This is a genomic window from Acinetobacter sp. YH12064, assembly GCF_013419735.1.
Lineage (GTDB): Bacteria > Pseudomonadota > Gammaproteobacteria > Pseudomonadales > Moraxellaceae > Acinetobacter > Acinetobacter amyesii.
Map to the genome: position 1 here is coordinate 255,988 of NZ_VOZP01000003.1, position 25,909 is coordinate 281,896.

Sequence of the window (25,909 nt, forward strand, 5' to 3'; positions counted from 1 at the left end):
TACCCTATTTACAAGGAGATGCACCATGGCATTGAATGTCGGTCCAGACTTTAAACAGCGCTGGTTAAAAGTACCTGAAGCTATTCGTCAGACCTTTATTGATGACCTTGGTCGCGTTTGCGATGTACTCAATCCCAGTACAGACATTCAACAATGGCTGGTCAATGACCAACAGCAACAGCAAGTGTCTTTTGACAAAATTGAGTCTGCCTATGCAGATTTAAAAACACAGTTGATAGAAGATGCTCGTATTCGTAAACAATTGGCTTTAGAAAAAGCCTTAGAAGAAAAACGTGAAGCTGAACAGGCCTATGCAGAACAACTGAAACGTGACGAAGAGTTACGCTTTGCTGCACAAACTCAAGCGCTCACCATGATGCAGCATAATCTTAATCGTGAAGTACAACACTATGCCGCTCGCTATCATAAAAATCCTGAAACGGGTTTAGCGGGATTAAGCCAAAGCTTATCGGTCAGCGAAGGACAAATGTTGTCAGAACTTGAAAGTGTACGCGTGCGCTTGGAACTTGAAGCAGAAACGCAAATCGAAATGGCCGTCAGTGATTTCCGTGCAAAATTGAAAGCAGCCGCACAAGAAGAAATTGACTATATCTTAGAAAACTCTAATTTTTCGACAGAATCTACATCGTCCCAAGCATCTTAAGCCGTGCATCGAAATCTGGTCACTGTCATTAAACTGACATGTATTTGCAACATGATGTTCATATGACTGAAGCATTGTTCCTCAAAATACAATGCTTCAGGCATCCTAAAAATATAATCATGCATCCAGATGGGAATTCAATATGGACATCATTCACCAGATTACCCAGAAAATATCCTCTCTATCTGCTGGAGAACAATGGGACATTCGTGCCAAAGATCTTTGGCTGAGTCATTCAGACTTTCACAGTATTTCGGTGTATCTCAGCCGTGAATCAGAAAAAGGTGGTTTTAGCATTCAACAACCGCCCCACAGCTCGATTTTTCAAACCCTTGATGTAGTGACCGTTACAAAACACTAAGTGGTCATCTACTCCATAAAAAAAGCCCACAACTGTGGGCTTTTTTTATGTCTAAGTTTGGCTTAGACCAAATCTGCAACTGCAGAAACGGTATGTCCTAGGAAATAACCGATACCGAGTAATAATCCAATCCAGATGAAACCACCTAGCACGTTATAGAACATAAATGTGCCAAGGTTCATGCGTGCAGACCCAGCAGCAAAAGGCGCAAAAGAACGTACAAAGGGTACAAAGCGTGCGACTAAAATCGTTTTACCACCATGCTTCATAAAATATTTATTGGTTTTGACCATATATTCGGGCTTAAAGTAACGTGTGTGCTTATTAAAGTACTTAATGCCTAGCACGCTGCCCGTGTAGTAATTGACGCAGTAGCCCAAGACCGATGCGACAAATAACAGCAGCCCCATAGTGTGTAAATGCACCACTTCCGTCGTTGAGCATAATGCGCCGATGGCAAGCAACAGGCTGTCTCCTGGCAGGAAAAACATAAATACTGAACCCGTTTCTGAAAATATCACCAGAAATAAAATGGCATAAATCCACACACCATAATTTTCCAATAACATGGGTAACCACTGTTCCAGATTCAGTAAGAAATCAATCATTATCACCTGTCTGATTATTCATCATATATGTCATTCCGCGACGCATTATCACCAAAAATAAAAAAACAGTCTAATTTTTCAATCAGACTGTTTGGTTTTCTTCGGTATCAACTTATTTCAAGAAGCCATTTTCAGCGAGAAAATCTAAGCTAATTTTAGATTGCGCTGTGGTCTCAGCGGCTTTATCGCCGAGCAATAAACGCTCAATATAACGTGCTAAAACATCCACTTCCAAGTTCACTTTCGCCCCAGCTTTCCACGTACCGATATTGGTTCGTTCAGCCGTGTGCGGAATTAAATTTAAGCTCAGCACATTGCCACGTAAATGGTTAATTGTCAGGCTAATACCATCCACGGTCACAGAGCCTTTTTCCGCTAAATAGCGTGCAATTTCTTTCGGTGCTGTAACTTCAAAATAAATTGAACGTGCATCTGAACGAACTTGAGTGATTTCACCCACTGCATCGACATGACCACTGACAATATGTCCACCAAAACGCGTGGTCGGCAACATGGCTTTTTCCACATTTACTGCCTGCCCTGCTTTCCAGTGTTCCAAAGTGGTCCGATTTAAACTTTCACGTGAAACATCGGCTGCATACCAATTGCTACCAAAGTCAATCACGGTTAAGCAAATGCCATTGGTGGCAATCGAGTCCCCCAAATGCACATCCGACATGTCTAAATCTGTCTGGATACGCAAGCGGACATCGCCACCCACGTTTTGAATGCTTTCAACTTTACCTAGACTTTCAATAATGCCTGTAAACATGTTCAATCCCTGAAAAATATGGGGCGATGATTTTTACCACAAATCAAGTTGCGTGCTCACGCCAGAGGTATCGACACCACCTAATTCTGCAAAATGGTGCAATTGACTCAACAACTGACGGATTGGTGGACCTGATTTGGCATGCGTATCCGTGATGACAATAAACTCTAGTACGCGTGCACGTTCAGACTGACGCTGCTTACTCACGCGGTAACGTGGTACATCTTGCGTCAATAAGCTTACTCGGCCACGTTTTAAATTGGCTTGTAACAAATCTGTGGCGCTGATATTACCATCGGTTGAATAGCTCGTCAGGATGTAACGTGCATTGATGGTTTCTAATAATTTTTCATAAGCTTCTTTCGCATGCTTCGAAGAATTATACGGACTTGGACGTTCTTTACGCCATGCACGGTCGATTCCGCTCTTAAAGCCTTTGGTGTCTGGTGTTGGTAAATCCACCTGATCCCATAACGTTAAGGCATTCAACACATGGTAGTTACTGCTGTAAGCGTGCTGGTTATATGGTGGATCGAGATAAGCCACATCCACTTCAAAGCCACTCATTTGATTAGCCAAATGCTGTGCGTCGACACACCACATTTCAGCGGCGGGTTTTTTCGGATCACCAATTTCACAAAAACGACTTGGGGTCAGCCATAACAAAGAACCGATACGATCCAAGGCCGCTTGGGTTTTACCGCCCCAACCATGATGGAAGCTTTTAAATACACCGCTGGTATTACTGACAAAACTTGCTGAATACAATAACGGCGCTAACAAAGCACTCATTTCCACATCATCAATCGCGCCTTGAGCTTGCCAAGTTGCAATTTGCTGACGAATCGCATCTATACGCATACCGTTACGACGTTTAAAGAATAAACGGTCACGTGCAGGATCGTAGATTTCATCATTACGTGGACACAAGTTATGGGTCACCCAACCTTTCACTTCTGGCAAACGGTTCAGATAATCAATCGCTTTCTGATAGCCACCCAACTCTTTAAACGCTGGTGCTTCAACACAAGAGAGAATCGCGCTGTTCAAGGCATGGCTGTAGGGTTCCCAATCATTGGCAATAACTCGATAGCCGTTTTGACGTGCCAACCGTGACACCACACCCGAACCTGCAAAAAAATCTGCAAATATCGGCGCACGACCATCTTCGCGTTTTAAGGTTCCCGTTTGCTCAAGTGCTTCTAAAATCAGATGTAATAGACGGCGTTTGTTTCCCAAATAAGGAACCAACTGATGGAAAAGATATTCGTCTGTGGTACGAGCCGCATGACGACGTTTGTGATAAACCGTAGACTCTGAATTCATAGCGTCTCTTGAGAAGGGATTAACCTTAAGCGGATGTCATCACCCAATTGAGTGACATCTTTCAGCTTAAATCGAAGCTGCTCTGCCATGCGGTCAAATTCCGCATTAAACATCGCACGTGCTGACTGACCCAACAAGGTCGGTGCAACATAACTGATCATTTCATCGATCAAATGTTCTTGTAAGAAAGCGGTCGAAAGTGTCGCACCCGCTTCCACAAGTACATCATAAATTTGAAACTGTTGAACGCATGCTGCTAACAGATCGGCCAAAGGCTGAATTTCAAATTGTATCACGCCCAAGTCAGCAAGTTCCTGACGATATGGCCCCATGACCATCACGGTTTCAGGTTGCTGCAATATTTTTGCGCTTAATGGCAAGCGGCCTTGACGATCTAGCACGATACGTTTCGGCTGAACCACGTTACGCATGTCAACAGCGTCATCGAGCTGACGTACGTTGAGTAAGCAATCATCGGCTAATACTGTTTCAATCCCAGTAATCACAGCACCTGATATCGCACGCCAATGCTGTACATCTTGTCGCGCCATTGCACCCGTAATCCACTTAGACTCACCTGAAGCCATGGCTGTTCGCCCATCAAGGCTCGATGCGACTTTGAGGCGGACATAAGGCATGCCCCTCGCCATGGCTTTTAAAAAACCCAAGTTCAATTGATGCGCTTCTGCTTCACAAATACCCGTAATCACTTCAATGCCAGCATCACGTAGGATTTGTACACCTTTACCCGCAACCAATGGATTGGGATCGGGACAGGCCACAATGACTTGAGCAACACCTGCTTCTACCAAGCCTTTGGCACAAGGTGGCGTACGTCCATAGTGTGCGCATGGCTCTAAAGTCACATAAGCGGTTGCGCCACGTGCGGCCTCACCTGCATCACGCATTGCAAAGACTTCTGCATGCGGCTGACCCGCTTTTGGATGAAAGCCTTCACCAACCAATTGACCGTCTTTGACAATCACACAGCCTACATTGGGGTTAGGACGCGTGCTGTATTGCCCCTGCTGTGCCAATGCAATTGCACGCCGCATCCACTGTTGATGCTGCTGCAACGTCACTTGATCTAACTCAGACATGTAATCACTCATGATAAAAATGGAAGCAGATGTGCATTAGTGCTCACGCTGCTGCATTTGTTCAATTTGACGACGAAAAGCTTCTACATCTTGGAAGTCTTGATACACAGAAGCAAAACGCACATAAGCCACATGATCTAAAGCAAACAAAGACTGCATAACAATTTCACCAATGGTGCGTGATTTCACGTCACGTTCACCCAAACGGCGAATTTGCAATTGAATATCACTGAGTACCGTTTCAATTTGCTCTTGCGTTACTGGACGCTTTTGCAAGGCATGCATCAGCGAGCGGCGGAGCTTGGCCTCATCAAAAGGTTCGCTCTTTGAATCAGACTTGATGACACGCGGCATCACCACTTCATAGCTTTCAAAAGTTGTAAAACGTTCACCGCAACTAATACATTCACGGCGGCGGCGTATCTGACAGCCTTCAGCAGCAAGACGTGAGTCAATCACTTTACTGTCTTCAGCGTTGCAAAATGGACAATGCATAGCGGTTAAATTGAACAAATCCGAATGGATTTAGAGTGTAGCAAAATTTTTGAAATTTGTAGAGCTTTACGCTAGATATGGAAAAAAAACAGCCCTTTTGGGCTGTTTTACACAATATATTGATTTACTGAAATCTTATTATTCTACACGTTCACCATGTTGACTTAAGTCTAGACCCATACGTTCGTCATCAGCTTCAACACGGATGCCAATCACCAGATCAATCACTTTCAAGATAATGAACGTCATCACTGCAGAGTAAGCGATGGTCGCTAGTACGCCTTCGACTTGAACCCATAATTGATGCATTAAGTTGCTTGGTGCTTTATCACCCATGATGAATTCACTGGCAAAGAATGCTGTAAGGATCGCACCCACGATACCACCGACACCATGTAAACCAAACGCATCCAAAGAATCATCCGCTTTCAACGCACGTTTCAGCGCAGTAATACCCCAGAAGCAAACCACACCACCAATCAGACCCATCGCTAGAGCGCCGCCAACTGTTACGAAACCTGCCGCAGGTGTAATCACCACAAGACCAGCTACCGCACCAGAAGCACCGCCCAAGACAGACGCTTTACCACGAACCACTTTTTCAGTAATTAACCATGCCACTGCTGCTGCCGCTGCTGCAACTTGTGTTACCACCAATGCATAACCAGCTGAACCATTTGCACCCAGTGCAGAACCACCGTTGAAACCGAACCAACCTACCCATACAAGGCTTGCACCGATGACAGTTAGCGTTAGGTTATGTGGCGCCATAGATTCACGGCCAAGCCCCATACGTTTACCAAGCATGTACGCTGCAACGAGACCCGCAACACCCGAGTTGATGTGAACAACCGTACCACCCGCAAAATCAAGCGCACCGTCGTTACCTAACCAACCACCGCCCCATACCCAGTGGGTAATTGGTGCATAAACCACGACACTCCAAATTGCGATGAAGGCAACGAAAGCACCGAATTTCATACGTTCTGCAATTGAACCGCTAATAATGGCAACGGTAATGATGGCAAATGTCATTTGGAAAATAACAAAAAGAATCTCTGGAATCGTACCGGACAAGGCTTCTGTGGTGATGCCCGATAACATAAATTTGTCTAAGCTACCGATAAAGGCATTACCTTCACCAAATGCTAAGGTATAACCCACAATCACCCACGTTAAGCTCACGACACCTGCCGCAACGAAACTGTGTGCCATGGTGCTGAGTACATTTTTCTTACGGACCATACCGCCGTAAAATAATGCTAAACCGGGAATTGTCATGAGTAAAACAAGTGCAGTGGACACTAAAATCCATGCTGTATCACCTGTATCGAGCTTAGGCTCTTCTTCTGCAGGTGCTGGCGCTGCTTCAACTGGAACTGCAGCTTCTGTTGTATTTAGCGTTGTTGTATTTGCAGTATCAACTACTGTGACTTCTTCTGTAGGTGCTGTTGCGCTTTCTTCAGCCCACGCAACAGAACCACCTAAAAGTGCACTGGACAAGCCGAGTGCAATTAGCATCTTTTTCATTCGTATCCCCCGACCTGATTTTCTGAGTTATTAGCTACTCAGCAAACTTCATGCCAATTTTTTAAACGGCATCTGCACCTGTTTCACCAGTACGGATACGGATGACTTGTTCCAGATTGCTTACAAAAATTTTACCGTCGCCAATTTTTCCTGTGCTTGCAACACGAGTAATTGATTCAATTACGGTATCGACCATTTCATCACTGATTGCGATTTCGATTTTTACTTTTGGTAAGAAATCAACCACATATTCAGCACCACGATAAAGTTCAGTGTGACCTTTCTGGCGACCGAAGCCTTTAACTTCAGTGACAGTGATCCCTTGAACACCATTTTCAGAGAGTGCTTCACGCACGTCATCTAATTTAAAAGGTTTTACAATTGCAGTTACGAGCTTCATGTTTTGTTTTCCTTCGGCTTATTTCACCTGTAAGGTTTTATGTTCAATTTTCATGCCAATATGACTACAGTCGGGGGAAAATAGTCAGCCCAGCATGAGATTTCTTTATAACCTATTTTATACGGATAATCTTGCGTATGCTTATAAAAATAGACGTTTTTACTAGAAGAATTACGATTTAACTGATCGATTAAACGCATATTTAAATGAAAGCACTATGGTCATGAATGTGGCGATGTTAAACTGCTGCAACCAATTCACTGAGGATGGTTACAACAATGATTGAAACCTTATTACAAGCGATATTAGAACAAATCGATCAGCCGAAAAAAGACGTCGAACACAATCTTCGCAGCTTACTCAATGAAGCTGTGAGCAAAATGGATCTCGTATCTAAAGAAGAAATCGAACGCCAACGTACTGCACTGAATAATGCCAATTTACGTTTAAATGAATTGTTGAAACACGTCGAAGAACTCGAACAAAAAATTCAGAACAAAAAATAAGCACCTTTTTAGTGCAACAAAAGACGCATAACGATTAAAAATAATGCACCATAACGGAACAATAATATGTCTTTTGCCAAAATCTATACTCGGGGTTTGCTCGGCTTAAATGCACCCCAAATTGAAGTTGAAGTTCATGTCAGCCAAGGTCTGCCTTCATTGACCATTGTTGGCCTACCTGAGGCCGCCGTCCGTGAAAGTAAAGACCGTGTCCGCTCTGCGATTATTAATAGCGGCTTTCAATTCCCGACCAAACGTCTGACCATTAATCTTGCACCCGCAGATTTACCCAAAGATGGTTCACGTTTAGATCTCGCCATTGCTTTAGGGATTCTGATCGCGTCGGGACAACTTCCTGAAAATGCAGCAGATGGCTTTGAATTTATTGGAGAATTGGCACTTGATGGTTATTTACGACCTGTCAGTGGCATCTTAAGCATAGCCATTGCCTGTCAGCATATCGGGCATCATCTGATTCTACCGGCACTCAATGCCGATGAAGCGGCGCAACTGCCGGAGTTCCAAGTTTTTCCTGCACAGCATCTTAAGGATGTATGTGAACATTTGAGTCGTTCGGCCTTAATCAGTAGCCATCCTTCAACATCGTCAGCCAATCAACACAGTTACCCTTTTGATTTATCTGATGTGAAAGGTCAACTCAGACCACGTCGTGCTTTAGAAATTGCAGCGGCTGGCGGTCATTCTCTACTATTTCGGGGTCCACCGGGCACAGGCAAAACGCTACTCGCCTCGCGTTTACCCAGTATTCTGCCCCCCTTAGATATGCAAGAAAATTTGCAAGTCGCGAGTATTTATTCTATTGCAGGTGCAAATCATCATTTTGGGCAGCGTCCATTTCGTGCGCCACACCATACCGCATCTGCGATTGCCCTCGTCGGTGGAGGATCAAATCCTAAACCGGGTGAAATCACCTTGGCACATTTAGGAGTTTTATTTTTAGATGAGCTACCTGAATTTGATCGAAAGGTTTTGGAGGTGTTACGGCAACCACTCGAATCCAAAGAAATTGTGATTTCACGGGCTTCTCGTCAAATCACCTTCCCTGCAAATTTTCAACTAATTGCGGCGATGAATCCTTGCCCATGTGGCTATGCCTTCAACCAAGACAGCCGCTGTCAATGTAGTGCTGAAAGTATTAAACGCTATCAAAACCGTATTTCAGGTCCATTATTAGATCGTATTGATTTACATATAGATGTCCCGCCACTGGCAGCGCATGAATTACAAAGTTCGCAAGAGGTTGAAAGCTCAAGTACGGTTAGGCATCGTGTCATTCGTGCCTATGAGTTACAAATAGAACGTCAGCAAAAATCCAATATGGCACTGACGCCGACGCAATTGGAGCAACAAGCGGTTTTGGATGCTACTGCGCAGAATATTTTACAGTTAGCCCAGCAGCGAATGAATTTATCTGCTCGTGCTTATCATCGGGTGTTACGTGTTGCAAGAACCATTGCCGACTTAGCTCAAAGTGAACACATTCAAGCTCAACACATTTCTGAAGCGCTGTCCTATCGAAGCCAACTCAATGCTTAAAAAAATGGCGACCCTAGGTCGCCATTTTTAATGCTTTTTAAAATTAGAATTCGTATTTCAAGCCAAATACGACTTTATTCTTTTGTTTTTCATCCAGACGGTCATAACCACCCACGATATAATCCATATTTACGCTCGCACCAGTGTCACCCAATGGATGGCTTAAACCTGCTGTAAAATGACGGAAGCCAAAGTCTTCAGTGGTTTCTACAAATTCGTCATCATCACCATATGCATATAGGCCCAATGAAGTATTTAGGGTGAAATCTTTTGGCAATGCATAACTGTAGCTACCTAAGATATACGTATCGCCCTTGTTACCCCAAGTCGTATTTTGAGTTAAGGTTTGCGCAGTTACGCTAAAGTCTTTGTAGTTCAATCCTAAGAGAGTTTCGAAACCATCGGAATCAACATCCGATTCATAGTAGTAATAATACGTACCACCGACGGTATAACCTAAATCTTCAGTAATTTTGCCGTTATAACCTGCATAAAAGTCATGTTCAAAAGAATCACGCCCTTCTTCACCAAGTGCATAATCTAAGGTTGAACCCCAGTAACCTGCATAGAAGCCTGACGCATGGCTATAGTCCAAACCACCTTGAATAGTTGCGCCGCTATTTTCAGGCACATTGGTAATACCACGTAAATTATAGCTAGACAGTACGCCGATATTTCCGGATACAGAATGCTCAGAAGCAGGTGCTTCAGCAAAAGTAAACATCGATGCTGTTCCTAGTACAGCGATTGATAAAGCTTTAAGTGCAAATTTCATGGTTTGTTCCCCCACATCGTGCGACGACGTATTTTTTGGTTATTTCATTGAACTCAATGAGGTATTAGCAAGCGCTGTGCCATGTTTAAAAATAAGCGCATATTTTTTTTATAAAAGTCACCATTTTGGTTTATAAAAAACCAATATATTACTGTTTTTATTTATTATTTTTTAATTATCCTATTTGGCCTTTTTTCTCTTTAATTTATTTTAGAATGCAGATTTTCATCTATTTAGATTATTTAAATCTTCAGGTTGATAGTTGTAACAGGATTTTAAAAATGCGCTTTTTTGAGTAAATTTTTTCAACACCGATCTCAAAAATGCATAAAAAAAGTGCACAATCACCATTATGCACTTTCAAGAATATGACCAAATACAGTCAACTCGTTAATGTTAGAAAGAATAGGTCAATCCAACTACAACGTTATCGTCTAATTGCTCGCCTTCACGATCTTTACCGCCCCATACATAGTCAGCAGCAATTTCAAATCCAGTATCTGCAATCGGTTTACTCAAGCCCAAACGTGCTTCAGTGAACACCACATCTTCTGTGGTTGTTAATAGGCTGTCATCACGACTGTCATTAAAAACAGAAACACCAAGCGATGAATTTAATGAAACATCATAAGGTAATGCATAGCTATAAGCAGCATTCAGATATACATCGCCTGCGTTGCCATAATTAACATCAGACAACAATACAGCCATGCTTGCAGTTAAATCTTTATAACTTATGTCCTGAATAAATTCGACGCCTGTCGTGCGACGCTTTTCAGATCGGTCGTCGTTATAAACAGAACCTCCACCTTGATAGACATAAGCCATCACTTGTGACTTATAGCTCCAATCTTCATTCAGTTCACGTCCATATCCGACATAGAAATCATGTTCAAAACCATGCGACTGACTGTCGTCCGTAGGATCATAGTTGAGTGTAGAACCCCAATAGCCCGCGAACAGCCCACTGTTGTGTGCATATTCCAGTCCGGCTTGTAATGCAGCTTGATCATTTTCTTCACTCGCACGGTACACATATTTGTTTACCACGCCCAAACTTCCAGACCAATTCCCTTGTGCTGTTGTGACTTGTTCAGTTTGTTCTGCAAATGCAGGGGCTGTACCTAGGGTCACTAAAATACTTAAAATTGCTTTTTTATAAAATTGAATCATGTTTAGTCCCCACATCGGATCGATCGTGGATTGGGTTGAGTAAAATTTAGCGCCGATTTTAATCGATTTTACCGCACTGTATAGCACCTTTTTTCTTATTTTGATCAATTAAATCATTTAAAAACAAAGCTAAGATTATATAAAACAGTAAAAACTAAGCTTTTGATTCATAAAATATCTTTTATAGCGTTCAAGTCTTTAACAATGATTTAATGCTTTCATTAATATGTATTTATCAAGATTATTATCATCTTTTATTGAGCTAGATTTTAAGGAAAACATTTCTGACGACTTCGCTAAAAGTCATTCTCTATTTACAAAAAACACGCCAACAGTGCTTACTTTGCCTGAACATAGATGCCATGCACCTCAACCATTGATATACTTTTTGATCAAAATACGAATTTAAATTCAGTACAATTTGTCGCAAAGAGTAATGATAAATCAGCAAGTTAAATGAAAGTTTTTACCATTTTTTATATTTTTTTATGATAAGCAATGAATAAACTTCTCTTTAGATTAATATATATTCAATTTAAATAAACTATTTGTTAAACAACAATAACATACGAAACATTTGCTTATTACAGATTGACCAATGATCTGGCCATTTTCTAACTTTAGTGTAATAAGCGCATTAAAAATAGTGATTTTTTTAAGAAAAAATATACAATCGCACTACATATTAACCAAATTTGCATGAGGCTCTCTCCCAATGCTTAAAGCTCAACAACTAACACTTGCAGTCTTAGTAAACGCTGCTCTTATTTCTACTGCTTTTGCTAGCGAACAAAGTGAATCTAAAGGCTTTGTGGAAGATGCCGAAGGCTCTGTATTGTTCCGTACAGGTTACATTAAGCGCGATAAGAAAAATGGTGTAGATGACACTAGCTCACTGGCACAAACTGCGATTGTGAAATTAGATTCAGGCTTCACTCAAGGTGTTGTTGGCTTTGGTGTAGGTGTTGTTGGTGATGGTTCATTTAAAATCGGTGACAACAACAATGCCGGCAACAACATGATTCCTCGTGAAACGTTGAATGGCAAAGAAAACTCTGGTGATACTTATGATCATTGGGCTCGTGGTGGCGCGAACGTAAAAGCACGTATTTCAAATACAACTGTGACTTATGGTACTCAAGTTCTAGATCTACCTGTACTTGCAAGTAACACAGCTCGTTTGGTTCCTGAATATTTTGAAGGTGTGTTAGCAACAAGCCGTGAAATTAATGGCTTAGAACTGACAGCTGGTAAATTCACTAAAAACCAATACTCAGATCAAATTGATACTGATGGTCGTAAATTAGACCGCGCAATTGTTTGGGGTGCTAAATACAAATTTAATGATCAGCTTAATGCGTCATACTACGGTTTAGACAGCAAAGAAGCGCTTGAGCGCCATTATGCAAATGTGAACTATACCTATCCATTAGCAAACAAAGATACATTAACTTTTGACTTTAGTGGTTACCATACTGAATGGGACAAAGAAGGTAGTACTTATTCACAAATCCTTGCAGATGACTCAGATCGTCAAAACTCGATTTGGGCGGTTTCAGGTACGTATAACACGGGTAACCATAACGTAATGTTGGCTTACCAACAAAACAGTGGCAACACTGGTTATGACTATGGCGAAAATGCTGATGGCGGTCAAAGTATCTACCTACCAAACTCTTATCTATCTGACTTCATCGGTAATGATGAAAAATCTGCTCAGGTTCAATACACATATAACTTTGCGGGTATGAATGTTCCTGGTTTAACTTGGACAACTGCATTTGTATATGGCTGGGACATCAAAGTTGCTGGCTTAACTGACGATGCACAAGAACGCGAATTCTTTAACCAAGTGAAATATACTGTTCAATCTGGTTTTGCCAAAGATGCAAGCTTACGTGTTCGTCACTCATACTACCGTGCTAGCGATGATTACCAAACAAATGCTTATATCGGCGATACAAACGAATGGCGTTTATTCTTAGACATCCCTGTGAAATTATTTTAATTTCACAGCTCCTCTAAGATAGCGAAAAAAAAACCTGCACACTGTGCAGGTTTTTTTATGAGCATCGTTTTTATATAAAAACGATGCTCAGCTTAAAACAATATTATTTGTTCGCAGCTTTGTAAGCTTCAATTGAGCTAAGTACTTCTTGTTTAGCAACATCAGCACCTTCCCAACCACTTAACTTAACCCATTTACCAGGCTCTAAGTCTTTGTAGTGTTGGAAGAAATGTTCAATTTGATTGATCAATAACGCAGGAAGATCTGTATATTCTTGAACATCTTTATAAAGCGGAGTCAATTTGTCGTGTGGAACCGCAACGAGTTTTGCGTCAACACCACCGTCATCTTCCATGTTCAATTTACCAACAGGACGGCAACGAATTACAGAACCTGGTTCTACTGGATGTGGAGTTACCACAAGTACGTCTAGTGGGTCACCATCCAAAGATAATGTATTTGGAACATAACCATAGTTCGCTGGGTAGAACATTGCAGTACCCATGAAACGGTCTACAAATAACGCATCAGAATCTTTATCGATTTCGTATTTGATTGGTGCTGCATTTGCAGGAATTTCAATAATGACATAGATGTCGTTTGGTGCATCTTTACCCGCTGGGATATTGCTGTAGCTCATAGCATCACTCTTTAAACAAAGTTAAATCTTTTAATCCGGCACAATTATAACGGTTTTATCGCTTTTTTTGTGATTTTAGCGATCATGCTGATAATTTAATCATCAAGCAGAACATTTAGCTTAATTTAATAACCAATAACATCAGGCAAATCGGGCATAACATCGACAAGGTCCAAATGATTGAACGTAAAGTTGCCCAATTGGCTAAATAACATAGCCCATAAATGACGCGTAAAACGAGATAGGCAATCCCAAAGGTCATGATGTATTGTTGATGAATCACCATATATTCAGCCATTAATATAGCCGCAATAAATAAAGGTAAACTTTCAAAACTATTTTGCTGCACTGCATGTGCGCGGCTCGCCAACCCTGTAGAGCGCGCTAAAACTTCACGTGGATTTTGATTATCACTCGACTTAAAACCTGCAGCTCGCTTCGCAATAAATGTAAATACATATGGCAGTAAACAAGCGGCCAAAATGAGATAGATGATCCCACTGATGCTGTGCATGTGTTTTTTCTCAGGAAGATTTTTATGGCTGCTATAATACCATGGCATTTCGTGAATAATTTTTGTTAAATATAGTGTTTTTATAATCGGCAGATGAAAGGATCCTCTATGAGTACTTCTGATCAAGATCAATTATTTGAAGTTCTTGAAGAGCAAAAACGCCATCAGCTTCGCGTCGATCGTGTTTTAAAAATTGTCATTCCTGTGACTGCATTTTTACTTGCTGTGATCTGTGCCAACTTAAATGTATGGTCGACTGTTTTCAGCTTTGTCATAATGTGGATTGCATTCTATGCAGTTTCCATCAAGCAACTTCCCCTTTGGCATTGGGTCATTGTCATTGCACTATATTGTTTAGTCGACAATATTTTAACCTATGGCAGCTATAACCAATCTGGCTTTAGTCGTCAGTTCGGCGCGATGTTTATCTTCTTAGGTGTTTTTGGAGTAGGACGTCGCTACTTTGATCGCTGGTCGATGAATAAAGGCAAGCTTTAATGATCTAAATTAAGAGCGATAAAAAAAGCGCCCGAAGGCGCTTTTTTTATGCATTATATTATGCTGTTTTACGCAAATCTTTACGTAGAATCTTACCAACATTCGATTTTGGTAATTCATCCATAAATTCAACATAACGTGGGCGTTTATAGCCAGTTAAGTTTTCTTTTGCGAATGCCAAAACTTCTTCAGTCGTTAAAGATGGATCTTTTTTCACAACGAATAATTTAGGTACTTCACCTGATTTTTCATCAGGAACACCAATCGCAGCAACTTCTAGCACTTTTGGATGTTTTGCAACAACTTCTTCAATTTCAGAAGGATAAACGTTGAAACCCGATACCAAAATCATGTCTTTTTTACGGTCTACAATCTTCACATAACCACGTGGATCCATGACACCAATGTCACCTGTACGGAAGAAACCGTCCGCCGTCATTACTTTGGCAGTTTCATCTGGACGGTTCCAATAGCCTTTCATGACTTGAGGACCACGAATCGAAATTTCACCTTGCTCACCTTGAGCAACTTCATTGCCATCATCATCTAAAATAGCAACTTCAGTCAGTGGCAATGGAATACCAATTGTACCGCTGAATTCCATAGACGCTGGAGGGTTTGCGGTTGCAACAGGTGAAGTTTCTGATAAACCATAACCTTCGATGATATTGGTACCGGTAACTTTCTTCCACGCTTCTGCAGTCGAAGGAAGTACTGCCATACCACCACCCATCGCCATTTTTAGCTTGCTGTGATCAAGTTGCTTGAACTCTTCATTGTTCACCAAAGCGTTGAATAATGTATTCACTGCTGGGAAGAATGAAGGTTGGTATTTACGTAATTCTTTCATTACCGCAGGTAGATCACGCGGGTTAGGAATCAATACGTTTGCCTGACCTTTGTACATACCGTAAAGTGCACACACCATAAATGCAAAGATGTGATACAGCGGTAATGCACAGAAGATACGATCATCTGGCTGACCATCTTGCTGACCAAATTTACTTTGGAAAATACCATCACACTGCAACATGTTTGACACAAGGTTACGATGTGTCAATTCTGCGCCTTTAGATACGCCAGTTGTACCACCAGTATACTGAAGTACTGCAGTATCACTTAAAGTTAGGTTTGGACGTTTGTAATTGTTTGCACTCACTTTAGACATTGCTGCATTAAAGCGAATATGACCTGGGATGTTCCAAGCTGGAATTTGTTTACGCACTGAACGTAATACAAAGTTAACCAATGTACCTTTCAGTGTACCGAGCATGTCACCCACAGATGCCACGATCACATGTTTTACTGGGGTTTTACCAATAATCGCTTGGTAAACAGATGCAAAGTTTTCAATGATAACCAATGCCTCTGAACCAGAGTCATTCAATTGATGCTCAAGTTCACGAGAGGTATACAGTGGATTCACGTTGACCAATACCAGGCCAGCGCGGAATACACCCAATGCGACAACAGGATATTGAAGAACGTTCGGCATCATAACTGCAACGCGTGAACCTTGTGCCAAACCTAAGCTTTGCAAATAAGTTGCAAATTTACGGCTAGCTTCATCAAGTTCTTTAAAAGTTAAGACTTTATCCATGAAGATAAAGGCATCTCTTGAGCCAAACTTCTGAAAATTACGCTCAAAAATATCGACCAATGAGGTATTTTCTGCGGGTAATTCTACAGTTTCTGGAATCCCTGTCTTTTGGTATTCAGCGAACCAAATCTTTTCCATAACGCCCAATTCTCCTGTCGTAATCCTTAATAATCCAACTGTTTTTTTTCAATATTAAGCGGTCATTATTTAACTTGTTTGTGCTTAATATTGCATCCATTTCACGAATAACAGCATATATAACGTATTTCGTTCCATGGATGCTAGTATTATCTTTGAATGAACAGTTTATTTGCTTTTTGATATCCACGTGGTAACAACACGCCTTTCGATGCACGCTTACCCACATATTTTTGCAGATCGTCGCCTTTAAGCTTTAATTGTTGATTTCCTGCAAGCACTTGAATTATTTCATCTAAATTCAAAGTTGTCATGGATACTATTTGATCTTTTGCTTCAAGTTGTATCAATTTATTACCTTTACCCTTATTCAATACTGGTAATTCATCAAGTTCAACCAACAGCAAACGCCCTGCAGAACTGAGGAGTGCAAGATGTGTTGCATTCTCAATCGCCGTTAAATTCATGACCGCCGCGCCTTCAGATAAGGTAAGGAAGGCTTTACCTGCTTTTGCATTGGTATCGAGGTTTTTGGCTTGGGTTTTAAAGCCATAGCCTTTACTACTCATCGCCAAGACTTCTGTTTCATCTTCAGCAATAAATACTTGTTTAAAGCCGACACCACTTGCAGGTGCAAGTTTAGAACTCAGAGGCTCACCTAAACCACGCGCGGATGGTAAAGTATTGATGCCCAAAGCATAGCTACGACCGGCATCATCTAAGACATAAACGCGTTGATTTGATTTACCTTGCGCATGGCTGAGATATTGGTCACCTGCACGGAAATTTAAGTTCTCAGCATCGACTTCATGACCTTTCGCCGAGCGAATCCAACCCGCTTCAGACAACACCACAGTCACAGGATCTGCAGGAAGCATATCTTGTTCATTAATCGCATGGGCTTCTGCACGTTTCACAATTGGAGAACGGCGGTCATCACCAAATTTCTTCGCATCTTCTTTAAGTTCATTAATGATCAATGCTTTTAATGATTCAGGGTTCGCCAATTGTTCACGAATAATGGCTGCTTTGGCTTCCAATTCTTCTTGTTCACGGCGCATTTCCATTTCTTCAAGTTTTGCCAAATGACGTAACTTAAGTTCTAAAATCGCTTCGGCTTGAATTTCATCGATATTAAAATGCGTCATCAACACCGGTTTAGGCTGATCTTCTTCTCGAATAATACGAATCACTTCATCAATATTCAGATAAGCAATGATCAAGCCTGCAAGTATATGTAATCGTTTTTCAATTTTATTCAGATGATAAGTCAAACGACGTGTTACGGTATTTTTACGGATTTCAATCCATTCCAACAAAATACGGCGTATCGATTTCACTTGCGGACGACCGTCTGCGCCAATCATGTTCATATTGACACGATAGCTCGACTCTAAGTCGGTGGTTGCAAATAGATGGCTCATCACCGATTCAGCATCAATACGGTTTGAGCGCAGGACAATCACTAAACGTGTTGGGTTTTTATGATCTGACTCATCACGTAAGTCCGTGACCAATGGCAACTTCTTCGCCTGCATTTGATCTGCAATCTGCGTGATCACTTTTGAGCCTGAAACCTGATACGGCAGCTCCGTAATCACGATTTCATTTTTCTCAATACTGTACACCGCACGAGTTCGATAACTACCGCGACCTGTGGTTTGTATTTTGAGTAATTCTTCTGGAGAGGTAATAATTTCCGCACGTGTCGGCAAATCAGGTGCAGGAATATATTCTGCGACTTTCTCATCGGTTAAGTTTGGATTGCGAATTAAGGCGATGGTGCCCTTCACCACTTCACGTAAGTTATGCGGTGGAATATCCGTTGCCATACCCACAGCAATACCCGTTGTACCGTTGAGTAAAATATTTGGAACACGTGCCGGTAAATTCACTGGCTCTTTCATCGAACCATCAAAGTTATCCTGCCAATCACAGGTTCCTTGTCCTAACTCAGACAATAATAAATCACTATAAGCAGACAGTTTTGCTTCGGTATAACGCATCGCTGCAAAGGATTTCGGATCATCTGGTGAGCCCCAGTTTCCCTGACCTTCAATAAATGGATAGCGATAACTAAACGGCTGCGCCATGAGGACCATGGCTTCATAACAAGCTAAGTCACCGTGAGGATGGTATTTACCCAGTACATCACCAACCGTACGTGCAGATTTTTTTGGCTTACCCGTTGGCTTTAACCCGAGCTCGCTCATCGCATAGACGATACGACGCTGAACGGGTTTTAGACCATCACTGATATGTGGCAATGCACGATCCATAATCACGTACATGGCGTAGTTGAGATATGCTTGTTCGGTAAATTCTGCTACGGAACGGTTTTCTGTCGCATGATGCGCAAGGCTTGTCATAACAACCTGTAATCCTAAATTGTTCGTTCTTTATTGGGTTCTTATGCTATGTCGCAGGTGTCCCCTATACAAGGGGATGATCTAACACTCTGCGACAAATTGTGTCTTATGGCGTAAAAATATCCATTTTATTCACCATGATCAACTAAAAATTCAACAGTCTTTATAGACCGATGGATTCTAAAGTTTTGCCCTTAGTTTCTTCACCTAAAACCAAAATCACCACGGCAACTGCAATTAAGACTGCTGTAAACATCATAAAGACATAGCTAAAACCATGATCCATATCCATCATATGTGTCACGGCAAAAGGTGCTGCAATGCCCCCAATCCGACCAATGGCACCCGCCCAGCCCGAACCAAAGGCACGAATATTGGCCGGATATTGTTCTGGTGTATAGGTATAAAGTACGCCCCAAGCACCGAGATTAAAGAAAGACATTAAACAGCCCCAAATCACAATCTCTGTCACACTGCCAGACTGACCGAAGAAATATGCCGAAATGGCACACATCCCAATGAAGCCCGCCAAAGTAGCTTTACGACCCAATTTTTCGACCAACCATGCCGCTGCAATATAACCCGGCAATTGTGCCAAAATCATGACCAAGACATATTCAAAGGATTGAACAATGGTGTAGCCTTCTTTGACCAATAAACTTGGTAACCACGTAAAAATACCGTAGTAAGAAAAAACGATACCGAACCAAATGAGCCAAAGCATTAAAGTACGACGTGCAAAAATGCCTGACCAAAGCTGTGAAAAACTGATGTTGTGCTTTTCTGCAACCGGTTTGACCTCAAAAATTTCAACAACTTGCACACCACATTTGGCTTCAATCTTTTTCACCAATGCGTGTGCTTCATCAAAACGTCCACGGTTAATTAAATAAGGCACCGATTCGGGCACCATTTTCCAAATCACAATCGCATATAACGCAGGAATACCGCCAATCAGGAACGCTGCATGCCAACCAAAATCAGGAATAATAAAGCGTGAGACCAATGCAGCAACCAACCAGCCCAGTCCCCAAAAACTTTCCAGTAAGACAATAAAACGTCCACGTACATGCGCTGGAATATATTCACTGACCAAAGTCACCGCGACTGGGAGTTGTCCACCTAAACCTAGGCCGACAATAAAACGAAATACCAACAACCAAGTCAGATTAGGTGCAAATGCACATGCAGCGGTGGCTAAGCTATAAATCACCAATGTCCATGCAAAGACTGTTTTTCGGCCGAAGCGATCGGCCAATCCACCAGAAAACACCGCACCAATCGCCATCCCAACAAAACCAATCGAGACCACCCAACTTTTATCATTTGGCGTCATGGCCCAATCTTCAGCCATTTTCGCTAAGATGAAGGAAATGAGTCCCGTATCCATGGCATCAAACATCCAGCCAAGGCCAATAACCCAAAGTAAAGTGTAGTGAAACTTACCGATGGGTAAGCGTTGTATACGTGAGACTAAGTCCATAACAAGATCTCTGAACTGGTGGAAGGATGAACACTGCTTTCCCAACAGGATGTATGATTTTGCGTTTTTTAGTATAGATCCATGCAAAAGACCGACCATTGATCCGTCTTTTTAGCATTTTAATGTGATGTTATAGCAACGCGGCTATGACAAATCTTTTGAAGATACTGACTGATCATCATCATCTTTATAAATAAATTTAGGCATTTCTAAGCCAAAGTAAATGGCGATCAGACGTAAGGTGAAACCGAAAATGAGCGTCGCAATGACGGTCAATTCTAGCGATAAGCCAATCTCAATGCAGAGCCAATAACAAATCACGGACACAAAAGAAATACTGGCATAAAGTTCACGACGGAACACCAGTGGGACATCGTTACACAGGATGTCTCGTAAAATACCGCCAGAGACGCCCGTTAGTACCCCTGCTACCGCAGAAACCACAAAACCATGTCCCATTTCTAAAGCGATTTGACAGCCAATGATGGTAAAACCAATAAGACCTAGGGCATCGAGAACCAAGAAGATATTACGCAGATGACGCATCCACTTTGCAATCAGGATGGTGACGAATGCAGCAAAGCAGGTCAGCATGAGATATTCGGGATGCTTAACCCACGTCAGTGGATAGTGCCCAAGAAGCACATCACGAACCGAACCGCCCCCCAGTGCCGTGACACAGGCAATCAATGTTACCCCAAACCAGTCCATACTCCGCCGACCCGCAGACAATGCACCTGTCATTGCTTCTGCCGTGATTGCGATAATATAAATAACGGTAAGTAACATCGCCCTTCTTCCACTGAGGGTTGAGATGCGCGCTATTCTAAGCTAAATCTGCTCAAATGTTATAAAAATTGCGCACAACATTGTTTAAATTTTCGTCCAGAACCACAAATACACGGCTGCTTCATGGTGATTTGCATCTCTGTGGTCGGATCAAGGAAATACCAGCGTTGCTCGAACTTCACAAAGTGTGAAATTTCATGATGTACCTGCGCTTGCTGCCCATCGTGATAATGGGCTTTAAATTCAACTTGAGCATGGTTTTTATCGAGCTTTTCTTGAGCCTGTACCACCTCAAGCTTTAACCACTGATTGGCCTGACTCCACGCTGCAATGGCACTGACATCTAAGGCTTGCTGCTGTCCAATTGCAGTTGTTTGTACAATATAATCAATCTCATGTTGTGCAAATGCACTATAACGTGATCGCATCAATTGCTCTGCAGTTTGTGCATTTTCACGCCCCGCATGTAAGGGCTGACAACAGCTACCATATTCACCTTTGCCACACGGACACTGGACTTGTGACATATTTGTTTCCATAAAAAAATAGCCTGACAATGCAGGCTATTTTAACGGATCTTTCCACACAATTTTCATCAGTAGATCCGTATCGATTCAAATAAAAGAATGATACACGGTAAGGTCATCCGCAAGTGTTTGAGACAGGACCACTTCTAATCAAAAATGTTTTTGCAATGCTTTGAATAATTTGACGGTAGTGAACGAGTTTTGCGGATGACAATGGTTTTGGGTACTTTTGCCGAAACAAAAGTACCTCCAGCCGAAGGCTAATCCCTTTATTTAAACCCTAGATGTAAGACTCCGTCGAATAGACTTAAAAATCATTTTAAAAATGCGTAATTACTTTTACGTGCGTAACATCAGTGATCTATATAGATTACCCCCCCCGATACGCAACTTAATCTTCAGTTGGCATGGGAATGACATGCACTTTTTCAATCTTATGACCATCCATCGTAACCACTTCAAAAATGTGTTCATCCGCTTTGAATTTTTCACCATTGGCTGGTAAACGGCCCAAATGAAATAAGATATATCCGGACAATGTCGAATACTGTTCAGCATCATCCACCAAGTCACGACCCAACAATAAAGACACATGACGAATGTCAGTTGAGCCATCGAGTAACAATGAACCATCATCGAGACTTTCTGCTGCTGTCTCCGGTTCATCTTCATCGGGAAACTCACCAGCAATCGCTTCTAAGACATCAATTGGTGTTGCAATCCCTTCAATTGAACCGTATTCGTTCAACACCAAGGCCATTTGCAACGGCGCTTGACGCAGTTGTTCCATCACCATCAAGACTTGTGCATTTTCATGCACCACTACAGGCTCACGGAGATGTTTTTCGAAATCGAGTACGCCCGTTTCAATATAGTCATTCATGACTTTATGAGTCAGTACCGCACCCGCGATATTGTCTAACTCGCCGTGTGCCACAATCAAACGTGAATGCGTGGTACTGAGTAATTGAGCACGAATCGCCTCAGGCGCTTCATCCAAGTCAATCCATTCTAGTTCAGGACGAGGTGTCATCACTGACTTCACTGGACGTTCAGATAAACCCAGTACCCCTTGTACCATGACACTGTGGTAAACCCCGTTGTCTTCATCAAAGACTTCATCGGCAAAGGCACGTGTTGCAAGCACATCTTCATTTTCATTTTGATTGTCTGCAACATTTTTCCCACCGAGCATACGCATCACCGCTGAGGCTGTGCGATAACGTAAGTCTGTGGTTGTCACCATTTTTTCCTGATTATGACGCATGGTTTGGTTCAAGAACTCAATCATGACAGAGAAACCAATGGCCGCGTATAAGTAACCTTTTGGAATATGGAAACCAAAGCCTTCGACTAAGAGCGAGAAACCGATCATCATCAAGAAACACAGACACAGAATCACCACCGTTGGGTGACGGTTCACGAAGTTCATCAGTGGTTTAGATGCCCACAGCATAATGCCGACAGCAATAATGACCGCAATCATCATGACAGAAAGGTGTTTCACCATCCCGACAGCGGTAATCACGCTGTCGAGCGAGAACACGGCATCAAGCACCACAATCTGCACAATCACCATCCAAAACGTCGCATGCACAGGATTTTCTTCCTTTAGCATGGGCTTGTTTTCAAGACGTTCACGCAGTTCCATGGTGCCTTTAAACAGTAAGAACACCCCACCAAACAGTAAAATTAGATCTCGACCGGAAAATGGATGGTCAAAAATATGGAACAGTGGATTGGTTAGAGTCACCACCCATGCAATCGAGGCCAGTAAGACCAATCGCATACACAATGCAAGCAATAAGCCGACAATCCGTGCAGTATTACGCTGTTCTGGCGGTAATTTTTCCGCAAGAATCGCAATAAATACCAGGTTATCGATACCTAAAACAATCTCAAGCACCACCAGTGTCAATAAACCCACCCATGCAGATGGGTCGGACATCCATTCAAAGATCATAATTGTATCTCCTGAATGTTATTCACACGTAGATCATGCTGATTTGAAGATGAAATGCATTGGACATGCGCAAACGCTTTTAATGGCGTTCTTTCTAATATTTTGATGTGTGCTGAGTGACAACAACCACTACCCATGACGGTTCTTTAGCTTGAAATGAAGTTTTAAGTATAGCAAGTTAAGGTAAAAATTCACCCTTTTTTACCAAAGTACAATCTCAGTATGGAAGAATTTAAACCCAGTGATGACATTAAATTGTCATATTTAGCTGCCAATGTAGTGTCATAAAAAATAACATGCTAAGGTAAAATTAAAACGTAATGAATAGCGGATTAAAAATGACAGAAAAACGTGGTAATCCTTCTCCTGCTACAACACAACCTTTAATCGCACTGTATTGCGGCTCCCGCTCTGGTAACAATCCAATTTATCAAGAAAAAGCCATCGCATTAGCGCAAGGCTTGGCTGAACATGGTTTTGGTCTGGTCTATGGTGGCGCCAGTATTGGCCTGATGGGTCAAGTTGCTGACGCTGTGGTCGAACATGGCGGCGAAGCCGTGGGTGTGATTCCTGAGTTTATGTTGGATTATGAAATTGCACATAATCATTTGACTGAACTACACGTCGTGCGCAGTATGCATGAGCGTAAAGCCATGATGGCAGAACGTGCAAGTGCCTTTGTTGCTCTGCCCGGTGGTCTCGGTACATTCGAAGAAATTCTAGAAATCGCTACTTGGGGACAGTTGAATCAACACCAAAAACCGATGATGCTTTATAACGTCAATGGCTTCTATGATGCACTAATTGCACAATTAGACCATGCGGTCGCTGAAGGTTTCTTGCCGCCGCAGCATCGTGCCAAATTGATCGTATGTAATTCTTCGAAGCAGATCTTTAGTGCACTAAAAAATTTAGATTGCCCAAAAAATTTCGTGGTCTAACTGTATTTTAGATGTCAAAAAGGGGAATAAATTATTCCCCTTTTTATTACTCGATATCCTACTTCAAATCGAGATCGTGCCGACTTAACCGGACACCACACGATAGAACCATGGCAAGGTTGTCGCTAAGAAAATACTCATCAGTAAACCAAGCATCAACTTCATCGCATCTTTGCTGACATTTCGTGAAGTTCGATATTTATTCACTTCATGTAAATGCATGGACATAGCAAATTCACGTCCTGCGAGTAAGCCCAAGAACACCCAAGTGGTACTCATTGGAATATTACTCCACTCTTTGAACACCAATAAAATCAAGGCATACATAAAGTCGATAATGGTTGCCGAGCGGATATCAGCCACACCCGTTTTGGTGTCGATAATGCCCTGAATCGCCCCACCACGTTGGTACAAAATGATCCCAAGTAGTACGATAAACACCACAATTGCAAAAATCAGGAACTCCAGCGGCACCTGACGAGGGACGTAGACAAAAATATTGGCCAAATCCTGAATCAGCCACTGACTCCATAAAAATGCCGTCGAAACCCACTGTAGTCCCACCCAAATATTCGAGGGTGTTTCATCACGTGTTTTACTGAAATAAACCGAGATGCCTTTAATCACAAAACGATAAACAATAATTGCGACAACAAAAGCTACCGCATAACCCATCATGGACTTGGTTAACATCGACCCGAGACTACTCGGAGAGAAAATCGTTAACACTAAGAATGTGGTGCTGACCGGGATTCCGTAGCGAGTCAAAATGATCAGTAAGATCGGTGGCACAATATAGAGCCACGTGACCCCTTCTGCGGGAAATGGAATCGTTTCTAAACGACCATAAGATGCATCCCCCACGCCAGAACTGTACCAACCATAAACCAATACAATGGCTAGAATACTGCTGACATAGATCCACAACAGCCACCAAGGGCGATGCGCATTGGATGAAATAAAGGTTCCCAATGTCTGTGGCACATCATTACCGACAATAGAATAGGCCGCGAGACAGAAGCCTATGACCATCAGAATTTCGATTGTCATGAAAATAAAACACCTTTGCCATAAAGAAAAAGCCCTCCAATAAATGAAGGACTTGAACGCATTATGACAGTTTATCTGGCGTTCATACAATTTCGTGCCATGCTTTTCTCGACACTAAAATA

General features: G+C 42.1%; 25 protein-coding genes. 7 read left to right on the top strand and 18 right to left on the bottom strand.

From position 1 onward, the window contains the following. The first annotated feature begins 25 nt into the window (after positions 1–25). Both FTU13_RS04560 and FTU13_RS04565 read left to right on the top strand, forming a co-directional pair. Positions 26–664 carry a hypothetical protein gene (locus FTU13_RS04560; RefSeq protein WP_180126989.1) on the top strand — a complete coding sequence of 213 codons (639 nt, stop codon included), beginning with the start codon at positions 26–28 and terminating at the stop codon, positions 662–664. Positions 665–806: 142 nt separating this feature from the next. Then, entirely contained in the window at positions 807–1,025 is a 219-nt protein-coding gene (locus tag FTU13_RS04565) for a hypothetical protein (RefSeq protein WP_078192596.1), read from the top strand. A 62-nt stretch (positions 1,026–1,087) separates the two neighbouring features. Here FTU13_RS04565 and FTU13_RS04570 read toward each other — a convergent pair whose 3' ends face one another. From FTU13_RS04570 to glnK, 7 genes are all read right to left on the bottom strand, one after another. Continuing rightward, complete coding sequence (locus FTU13_RS04570; protein ID WP_078192597.1) at positions 1,088–1,633, bottom strand: VTT domain-containing protein; 546 nt, start codon at positions 1,631–1,633, stop codon at positions 1,088–1,090. A gap of 112 nt (positions 1,634–1,745) precedes the next feature. Further along, a complete protein-coding gene (locus FTU13_RS04575; protein ID WP_078192598.1) occupies positions 1,746–2,405 on the bottom strand; it encodes a riboflavin synthase in 660 nt (219 codons plus the stop codon). A 33-nt stretch (positions 2,406–2,438) separates the two neighbouring features. After that, positions 2,439–3,731, bottom strand: coding sequence for a DNA adenine methylase (locus FTU13_RS04580; RefSeq protein WP_078189462.1), 1,293 nt, complete (start codon positions 3,729–3,731; stop codon positions 2,439–2,441). Then, complete coding sequence (ribD, locus tag FTU13_RS04585; RefSeq protein ID WP_180126991.1) at positions 3,728–4,831, bottom strand: bifunctional diaminohydroxyphosphoribosylaminopyrimidine deaminase/5-amino-6-(5-phosphoribosylamino)uracil reductase RibD; 1,104 nt, start codon at positions 4,829–4,831, stop codon at positions 3,728–3,730. Before ribD ends, FTU13_RS04580 begins: the two co-directional genes overlap by 4 nt. A 36-nt stretch (positions 4,832–4,867) precedes the next feature. After that, positions 4,868–5,326 (bottom strand): transcriptional regulator NrdR, encoded by a 459-nt coding sequence (gene nrdR / locus FTU13_RS04590; RefSeq protein WP_067763170.1) that lies wholly within the window; start codon positions 5,324–5,326, stop codon positions 4,868–4,870. A gap of 138 nt (positions 5,327–5,464) precedes the next feature. Further along, positions 5,465–6,856 carry an ammonium transporter gene (locus tag FTU13_RS04595; RefSeq protein ID WP_078189464.1) on the bottom strand — a complete coding sequence of 464 codons (1,392 nt, stop codon included), beginning with the start codon at positions 6,854–6,856 and terminating at the stop codon, positions 5,465–5,467. A gap of 61 nt (positions 6,857–6,917) precedes the next feature. Further along, entirely contained in the window at positions 6,918–7,256 is a 339-nt protein-coding gene (gene glnK / locus FTU13_RS04600; protein ID WP_067763174.1) for a P-II family nitrogen regulator, read from the bottom strand. Between the two features lie 278 nt (positions 7,257–7,534). On the opposite strand from glnK, the gene FTU13_RS04605 reads away from it, so the two are divergent. Both FTU13_RS04605 and FTU13_RS04610 read left to right on the top strand, forming a co-directional pair. Next, positions 7,535–7,762, top strand: coding sequence for an accessory factor UbiK family protein (locus FTU13_RS04605; RefSeq protein ID WP_078189551.1), 228 nt, complete (start codon positions 7,535–7,537; stop codon positions 7,760–7,762). 66 nt (positions 7,763–7,828) lie between these two features. Then, positions 7,829–9,319 (top strand): YifB family Mg chelatase-like AAA ATPase, encoded by a 1,491-nt coding sequence (locus tag FTU13_RS04610; protein ID WP_180161098.1) that lies wholly within the window; start codon positions 7,829–7,831, stop codon positions 9,317–9,319. A 43-nt stretch (positions 9,320–9,362) separates the two neighbouring features. On the opposite strand, the gene FTU13_RS04615 is transcribed toward FTU13_RS04610, so the two are convergent. Beyond that, the gene (locus FTU13_RS04615; protein ID WP_180127000.1) at positions 9,363–10,094 is read right to left on the bottom strand and encodes a TorF family putative porin; all 732 of its coding nucleotides are present in this window, start codon (positions 10,092–10,094) and stop codon (positions 9,363–9,365) included. 396 nt (positions 10,095–10,490) lie between these two features. Continuing rightward, entirely contained in the window at positions 10,491–11,267 is a 777-nt protein-coding gene (locus FTU13_RS04620) for a TorF family putative porin (protein ID WP_180127002.1), read from the bottom strand. A gap of 715 nt (positions 11,268–11,982) precedes the next feature. On the opposite strand from FTU13_RS04620, the gene FTU13_RS04625 reads away from it, so the two are divergent. Beyond that, positions 11,983–13,275 (top strand): OprD family outer membrane porin, encoded by a 1,293-nt coding sequence (locus FTU13_RS04625; RefSeq protein WP_180102294.1) that lies wholly within the window; start codon positions 11,983–11,985, stop codon positions 13,273–13,275. Positions 13,276–13,378: 103 nt separating this feature from the next. Here FTU13_RS04625 and ppa read toward each other — a convergent pair whose 3' ends face one another. Both ppa and FTU13_RS04635 read right to left on the bottom strand, forming a co-directional pair. Beyond that, the gene (ppa, locus tag FTU13_RS04630) at positions 13,379–13,915 is read right to left on the bottom strand and encodes an inorganic diphosphatase (RefSeq protein WP_078189469.1); all 537 of its coding nucleotides are present in this window, start codon (positions 13,913–13,915) and stop codon (positions 13,379–13,381) included. A gap of 115 nt (positions 13,916–14,030) precedes the next feature. Beyond that, positions 14,031–14,429 (bottom strand): MAPEG family protein, encoded by a 399-nt coding sequence (locus FTU13_RS04635; RefSeq protein WP_078189470.1) that lies wholly within the window; start codon positions 14,427–14,429, stop codon positions 14,031–14,033. Positions 14,430–14,537: 108 nt separating this feature from the next. Here FTU13_RS04635 and FTU13_RS04640 point away from each other — a divergent pair, with 108 nt between their 5' ends. Continuing rightward, complete coding sequence (locus FTU13_RS04640) at positions 14,538–14,927, top strand: hypothetical protein (RefSeq protein WP_078189471.1); 390 nt, start codon at positions 14,538–14,540, stop codon at positions 14,925–14,927. 58 nt (positions 14,928–14,985) lie between these two features. On the opposite strand, the gene FTU13_RS04645 is transcribed toward FTU13_RS04640, so the two are convergent. The 6 genes from FTU13_RS04645 to FTU13_RS04670 form a co-directional block, all read right to left on the bottom strand. Continuing rightward, on the bottom strand, positions 14,986–16,665 hold the full coding sequence (locus tag FTU13_RS04645; protein WP_078189472.1) for a long-chain-fatty-acid--CoA ligase: 1,680 nt from the start codon (positions 16,663–16,665) through the stop codon (positions 14,986–14,988). Between the two features lie 149 nt (positions 16,666–16,814). Then, complete coding sequence (gene parC / locus FTU13_RS04650) at positions 16,815–19,034, bottom strand: DNA topoisomerase IV subunit A (RefSeq protein WP_180105627.1); 2,220 nt, start codon at positions 19,032–19,034, stop codon at positions 16,815–16,817. A gap of 163 nt (positions 19,035–19,197) precedes the next feature. After that, entirely contained in the window at positions 19,198–20,517 is a 1,320-nt protein-coding gene (locus FTU13_RS04655; RefSeq protein WP_168378243.1) for an MFS transporter, read from the bottom strand. A 144-nt stretch (positions 20,518–20,661) separates the two neighbouring features. Continuing rightward, on the bottom strand, positions 20,662–21,306 hold the full coding sequence (locus FTU13_RS04660; RefSeq protein WP_078189475.1) for a trimeric intracellular cation channel family protein: 645 nt from the start codon (positions 21,304–21,306) through the stop codon (positions 20,662–20,664). 59 nt (positions 21,307–21,365) lie between these two features. Beyond that, positions 21,366–21,833 carry a YchJ family protein gene (locus FTU13_RS04665; protein WP_180127004.1) on the bottom strand — a complete coding sequence of 156 codons (468 nt, stop codon included), beginning with the start codon at positions 21,831–21,833 and terminating at the stop codon, positions 21,366–21,368. A gap of 391 nt (positions 21,834–22,224) precedes the next feature. Further along, a complete protein-coding gene (locus tag FTU13_RS04670) occupies positions 22,225–23,796 on the bottom strand; it encodes a TerC family protein (RefSeq protein ID WP_180109415.1) in 1,572 nt (523 codons plus the stop codon). A gap of 320 nt (positions 23,797–24,116) precedes the next feature. On the opposite strand from FTU13_RS04670, the gene FTU13_RS04675 reads away from it, so the two are divergent. Next, positions 24,117–24,737: a TIGR00730 family Rossman fold protein gene (locus FTU13_RS04675; RefSeq protein ID WP_078189478.1), complete on the top strand. Its 621-nt coding sequence runs from the start codon at positions 24,117–24,119 to the stop codon at positions 24,735–24,737. An 84-nt stretch (positions 24,738–24,821) separates the two neighbouring features. Here FTU13_RS04675 and FTU13_RS04680 read toward each other — a convergent pair whose 3' ends face one another. Next, complete coding sequence (locus tag FTU13_RS04680; protein ID WP_078189479.1) at positions 24,822–25,787, bottom strand: hypothetical protein; 966 nt, start codon at positions 25,785–25,787, stop codon at positions 24,822–24,824. Between the last annotated feature and the right edge of the window lie 122 nt (positions 25,788–25,909).

Excerpts from the sequence above, each read along its gene's own strand:
- FTU13_RS04560 (WP_180126989.1), top strand. The coding sequence starts at position 26 with ATGGCATTGAATGTCGGTCCAGACTTTAAACAGCGCTGGTTAAAAGTA.
- FTU13_RS04565 (WP_078192596.1), top strand. The coding sequence starts at position 807 with ATGGACATCATTCACCAGATTACCCAGAAAATATCCTCTCTATCTGCT.
- FTU13_RS04570 (WP_078192597.1), bottom strand. The coding sequence starts at position 1,633 with ATGATTGATTTCTTACTGAATCTGGAACAGTGGTTACCCATGTTATTG.
- FTU13_RS04575 (WP_078192598.1), bottom strand. The coding sequence starts at position 2,405 with ATGTTTACAGGCATTATTGAAAGTCTAGGTAAAGTTGAAAGCATTCAA.
- FTU13_RS04580 (WP_078189462.1), bottom strand. The coding sequence starts at position 3,731 with ATGAATTCAGAGTCTACGGTTTATCACAAACGTCGTCATGCGGCTCGT.
- ribD (WP_180126991.1), bottom strand. The coding sequence starts at position 4,831 with ATGTCTGAGTTAGATCAAGTGACGTTGCAGCAGCATCAACAGTGGATG.
- nrdR (WP_067763170.1), bottom strand. The coding sequence starts at position 5,326 with ATGCATTGTCCATTTTGCAACGCTGAAGACAGTAAAGTGATTGACTCA.
- FTU13_RS04595 (WP_078189464.1), bottom strand. The coding sequence starts at position 6,856 with ATGAAAAAGATGCTAATTGCACTCGGCTTGTCCAGTGCACTTTTAGGT.
- glnK (WP_067763174.1), bottom strand. The coding sequence starts at position 7,256 with ATGAAGCTCGTAACTGCAATTGTAAAACCTTTTAAATTAGATGACGTG.
- FTU13_RS04605 (WP_078189551.1), top strand. The coding sequence starts at position 7,535 with ATGATTGAAACCTTATTACAAGCGATATTAGAACAAATCGATCAGCCG.
- FTU13_RS04610 (WP_180161098.1), top strand. The coding sequence starts at position 7,829 with ATGTCTTTTGCCAAAATCTATACTCGGGGTTTGCTCGGCTTAAATGCA.
- FTU13_RS04615 (WP_180127000.1), bottom strand. The coding sequence starts at position 10,094 with ATGAAATTTGCACTTAAAGCTTTATCAATCGCTGTACTAGGAACAGCA.
- FTU13_RS04620 (WP_180127002.1), bottom strand. The coding sequence starts at position 11,267 with ATGATTCAATTTTATAAAAAAGCAATTTTAAGTATTTTAGTGACCCTA.
- FTU13_RS04625 (WP_180102294.1), top strand. The coding sequence starts at position 11,983 with ATGCTTAAAGCTCAACAACTAACACTTGCAGTCTTAGTAAACGCTGCT.
- ppa (WP_078189469.1), bottom strand. The coding sequence starts at position 13,915 with ATGAGCTACAGCAATATCCCAGCGGGTAAAGATGCACCAAACGACATC.
- FTU13_RS04635 (WP_078189470.1), bottom strand. The coding sequence starts at position 14,429 with ATGCACAGCATCAGTGGGATCATCTATCTCATTTTGGCCGCTTGTTTA.
- FTU13_RS04640 (WP_078189471.1), top strand. The coding sequence starts at position 14,538 with ATGAGTACTTCTGATCAAGATCAATTATTTGAAGTTCTTGAAGAGCAA.
- FTU13_RS04645 (WP_078189472.1), bottom strand. The coding sequence starts at position 16,665 with ATGGAAAAGATTTGGTTCGCTGAATACCAAAAGACAGGGATTCCAGAA.
- parC (WP_180105627.1), bottom strand. The coding sequence starts at position 19,034 with ATGACAAGCCTTGCGCATCATGCGACAGAAAACCGTTCCGTAGCAGAA.
- FTU13_RS04655 (WP_168378243.1), bottom strand. The coding sequence starts at position 20,517 with ATGGACTTAGTCTCACGTATACAACGCTTACCCATCGGTAAGTTTCAC.
- FTU13_RS04660 (WP_078189475.1), bottom strand. The coding sequence starts at position 21,306 with ATGTTACTTACCGTTATTTATATTATCGCAATCACGGCAGAAGCAATG.
- FTU13_RS04665 (WP_180127004.1), bottom strand. The coding sequence starts at position 21,833 with ATGTCACAAGTCCAGTGTCCGTGTGGCAAAGGTGAATATGGTAGCTGT.
- FTU13_RS04670 (WP_180109415.1), bottom strand. The coding sequence starts at position 23,796 with ATGATCTTTGAATGGATGTCCGACCCATCTGCATGGGTGGGTTTATTG.
- FTU13_RS04675 (WP_078189478.1), top strand. The coding sequence starts at position 24,117 with ATGAATAGCGGATTAAAAATGACAGAAAAACGTGGTAATCCTTCTCCT.
- FTU13_RS04680 (WP_078189479.1), bottom strand. The coding sequence starts at position 25,787 with ATGACAATCGAAATTCTGATGGTCATAGGCTTCTGTCTCGCGGCCTAT.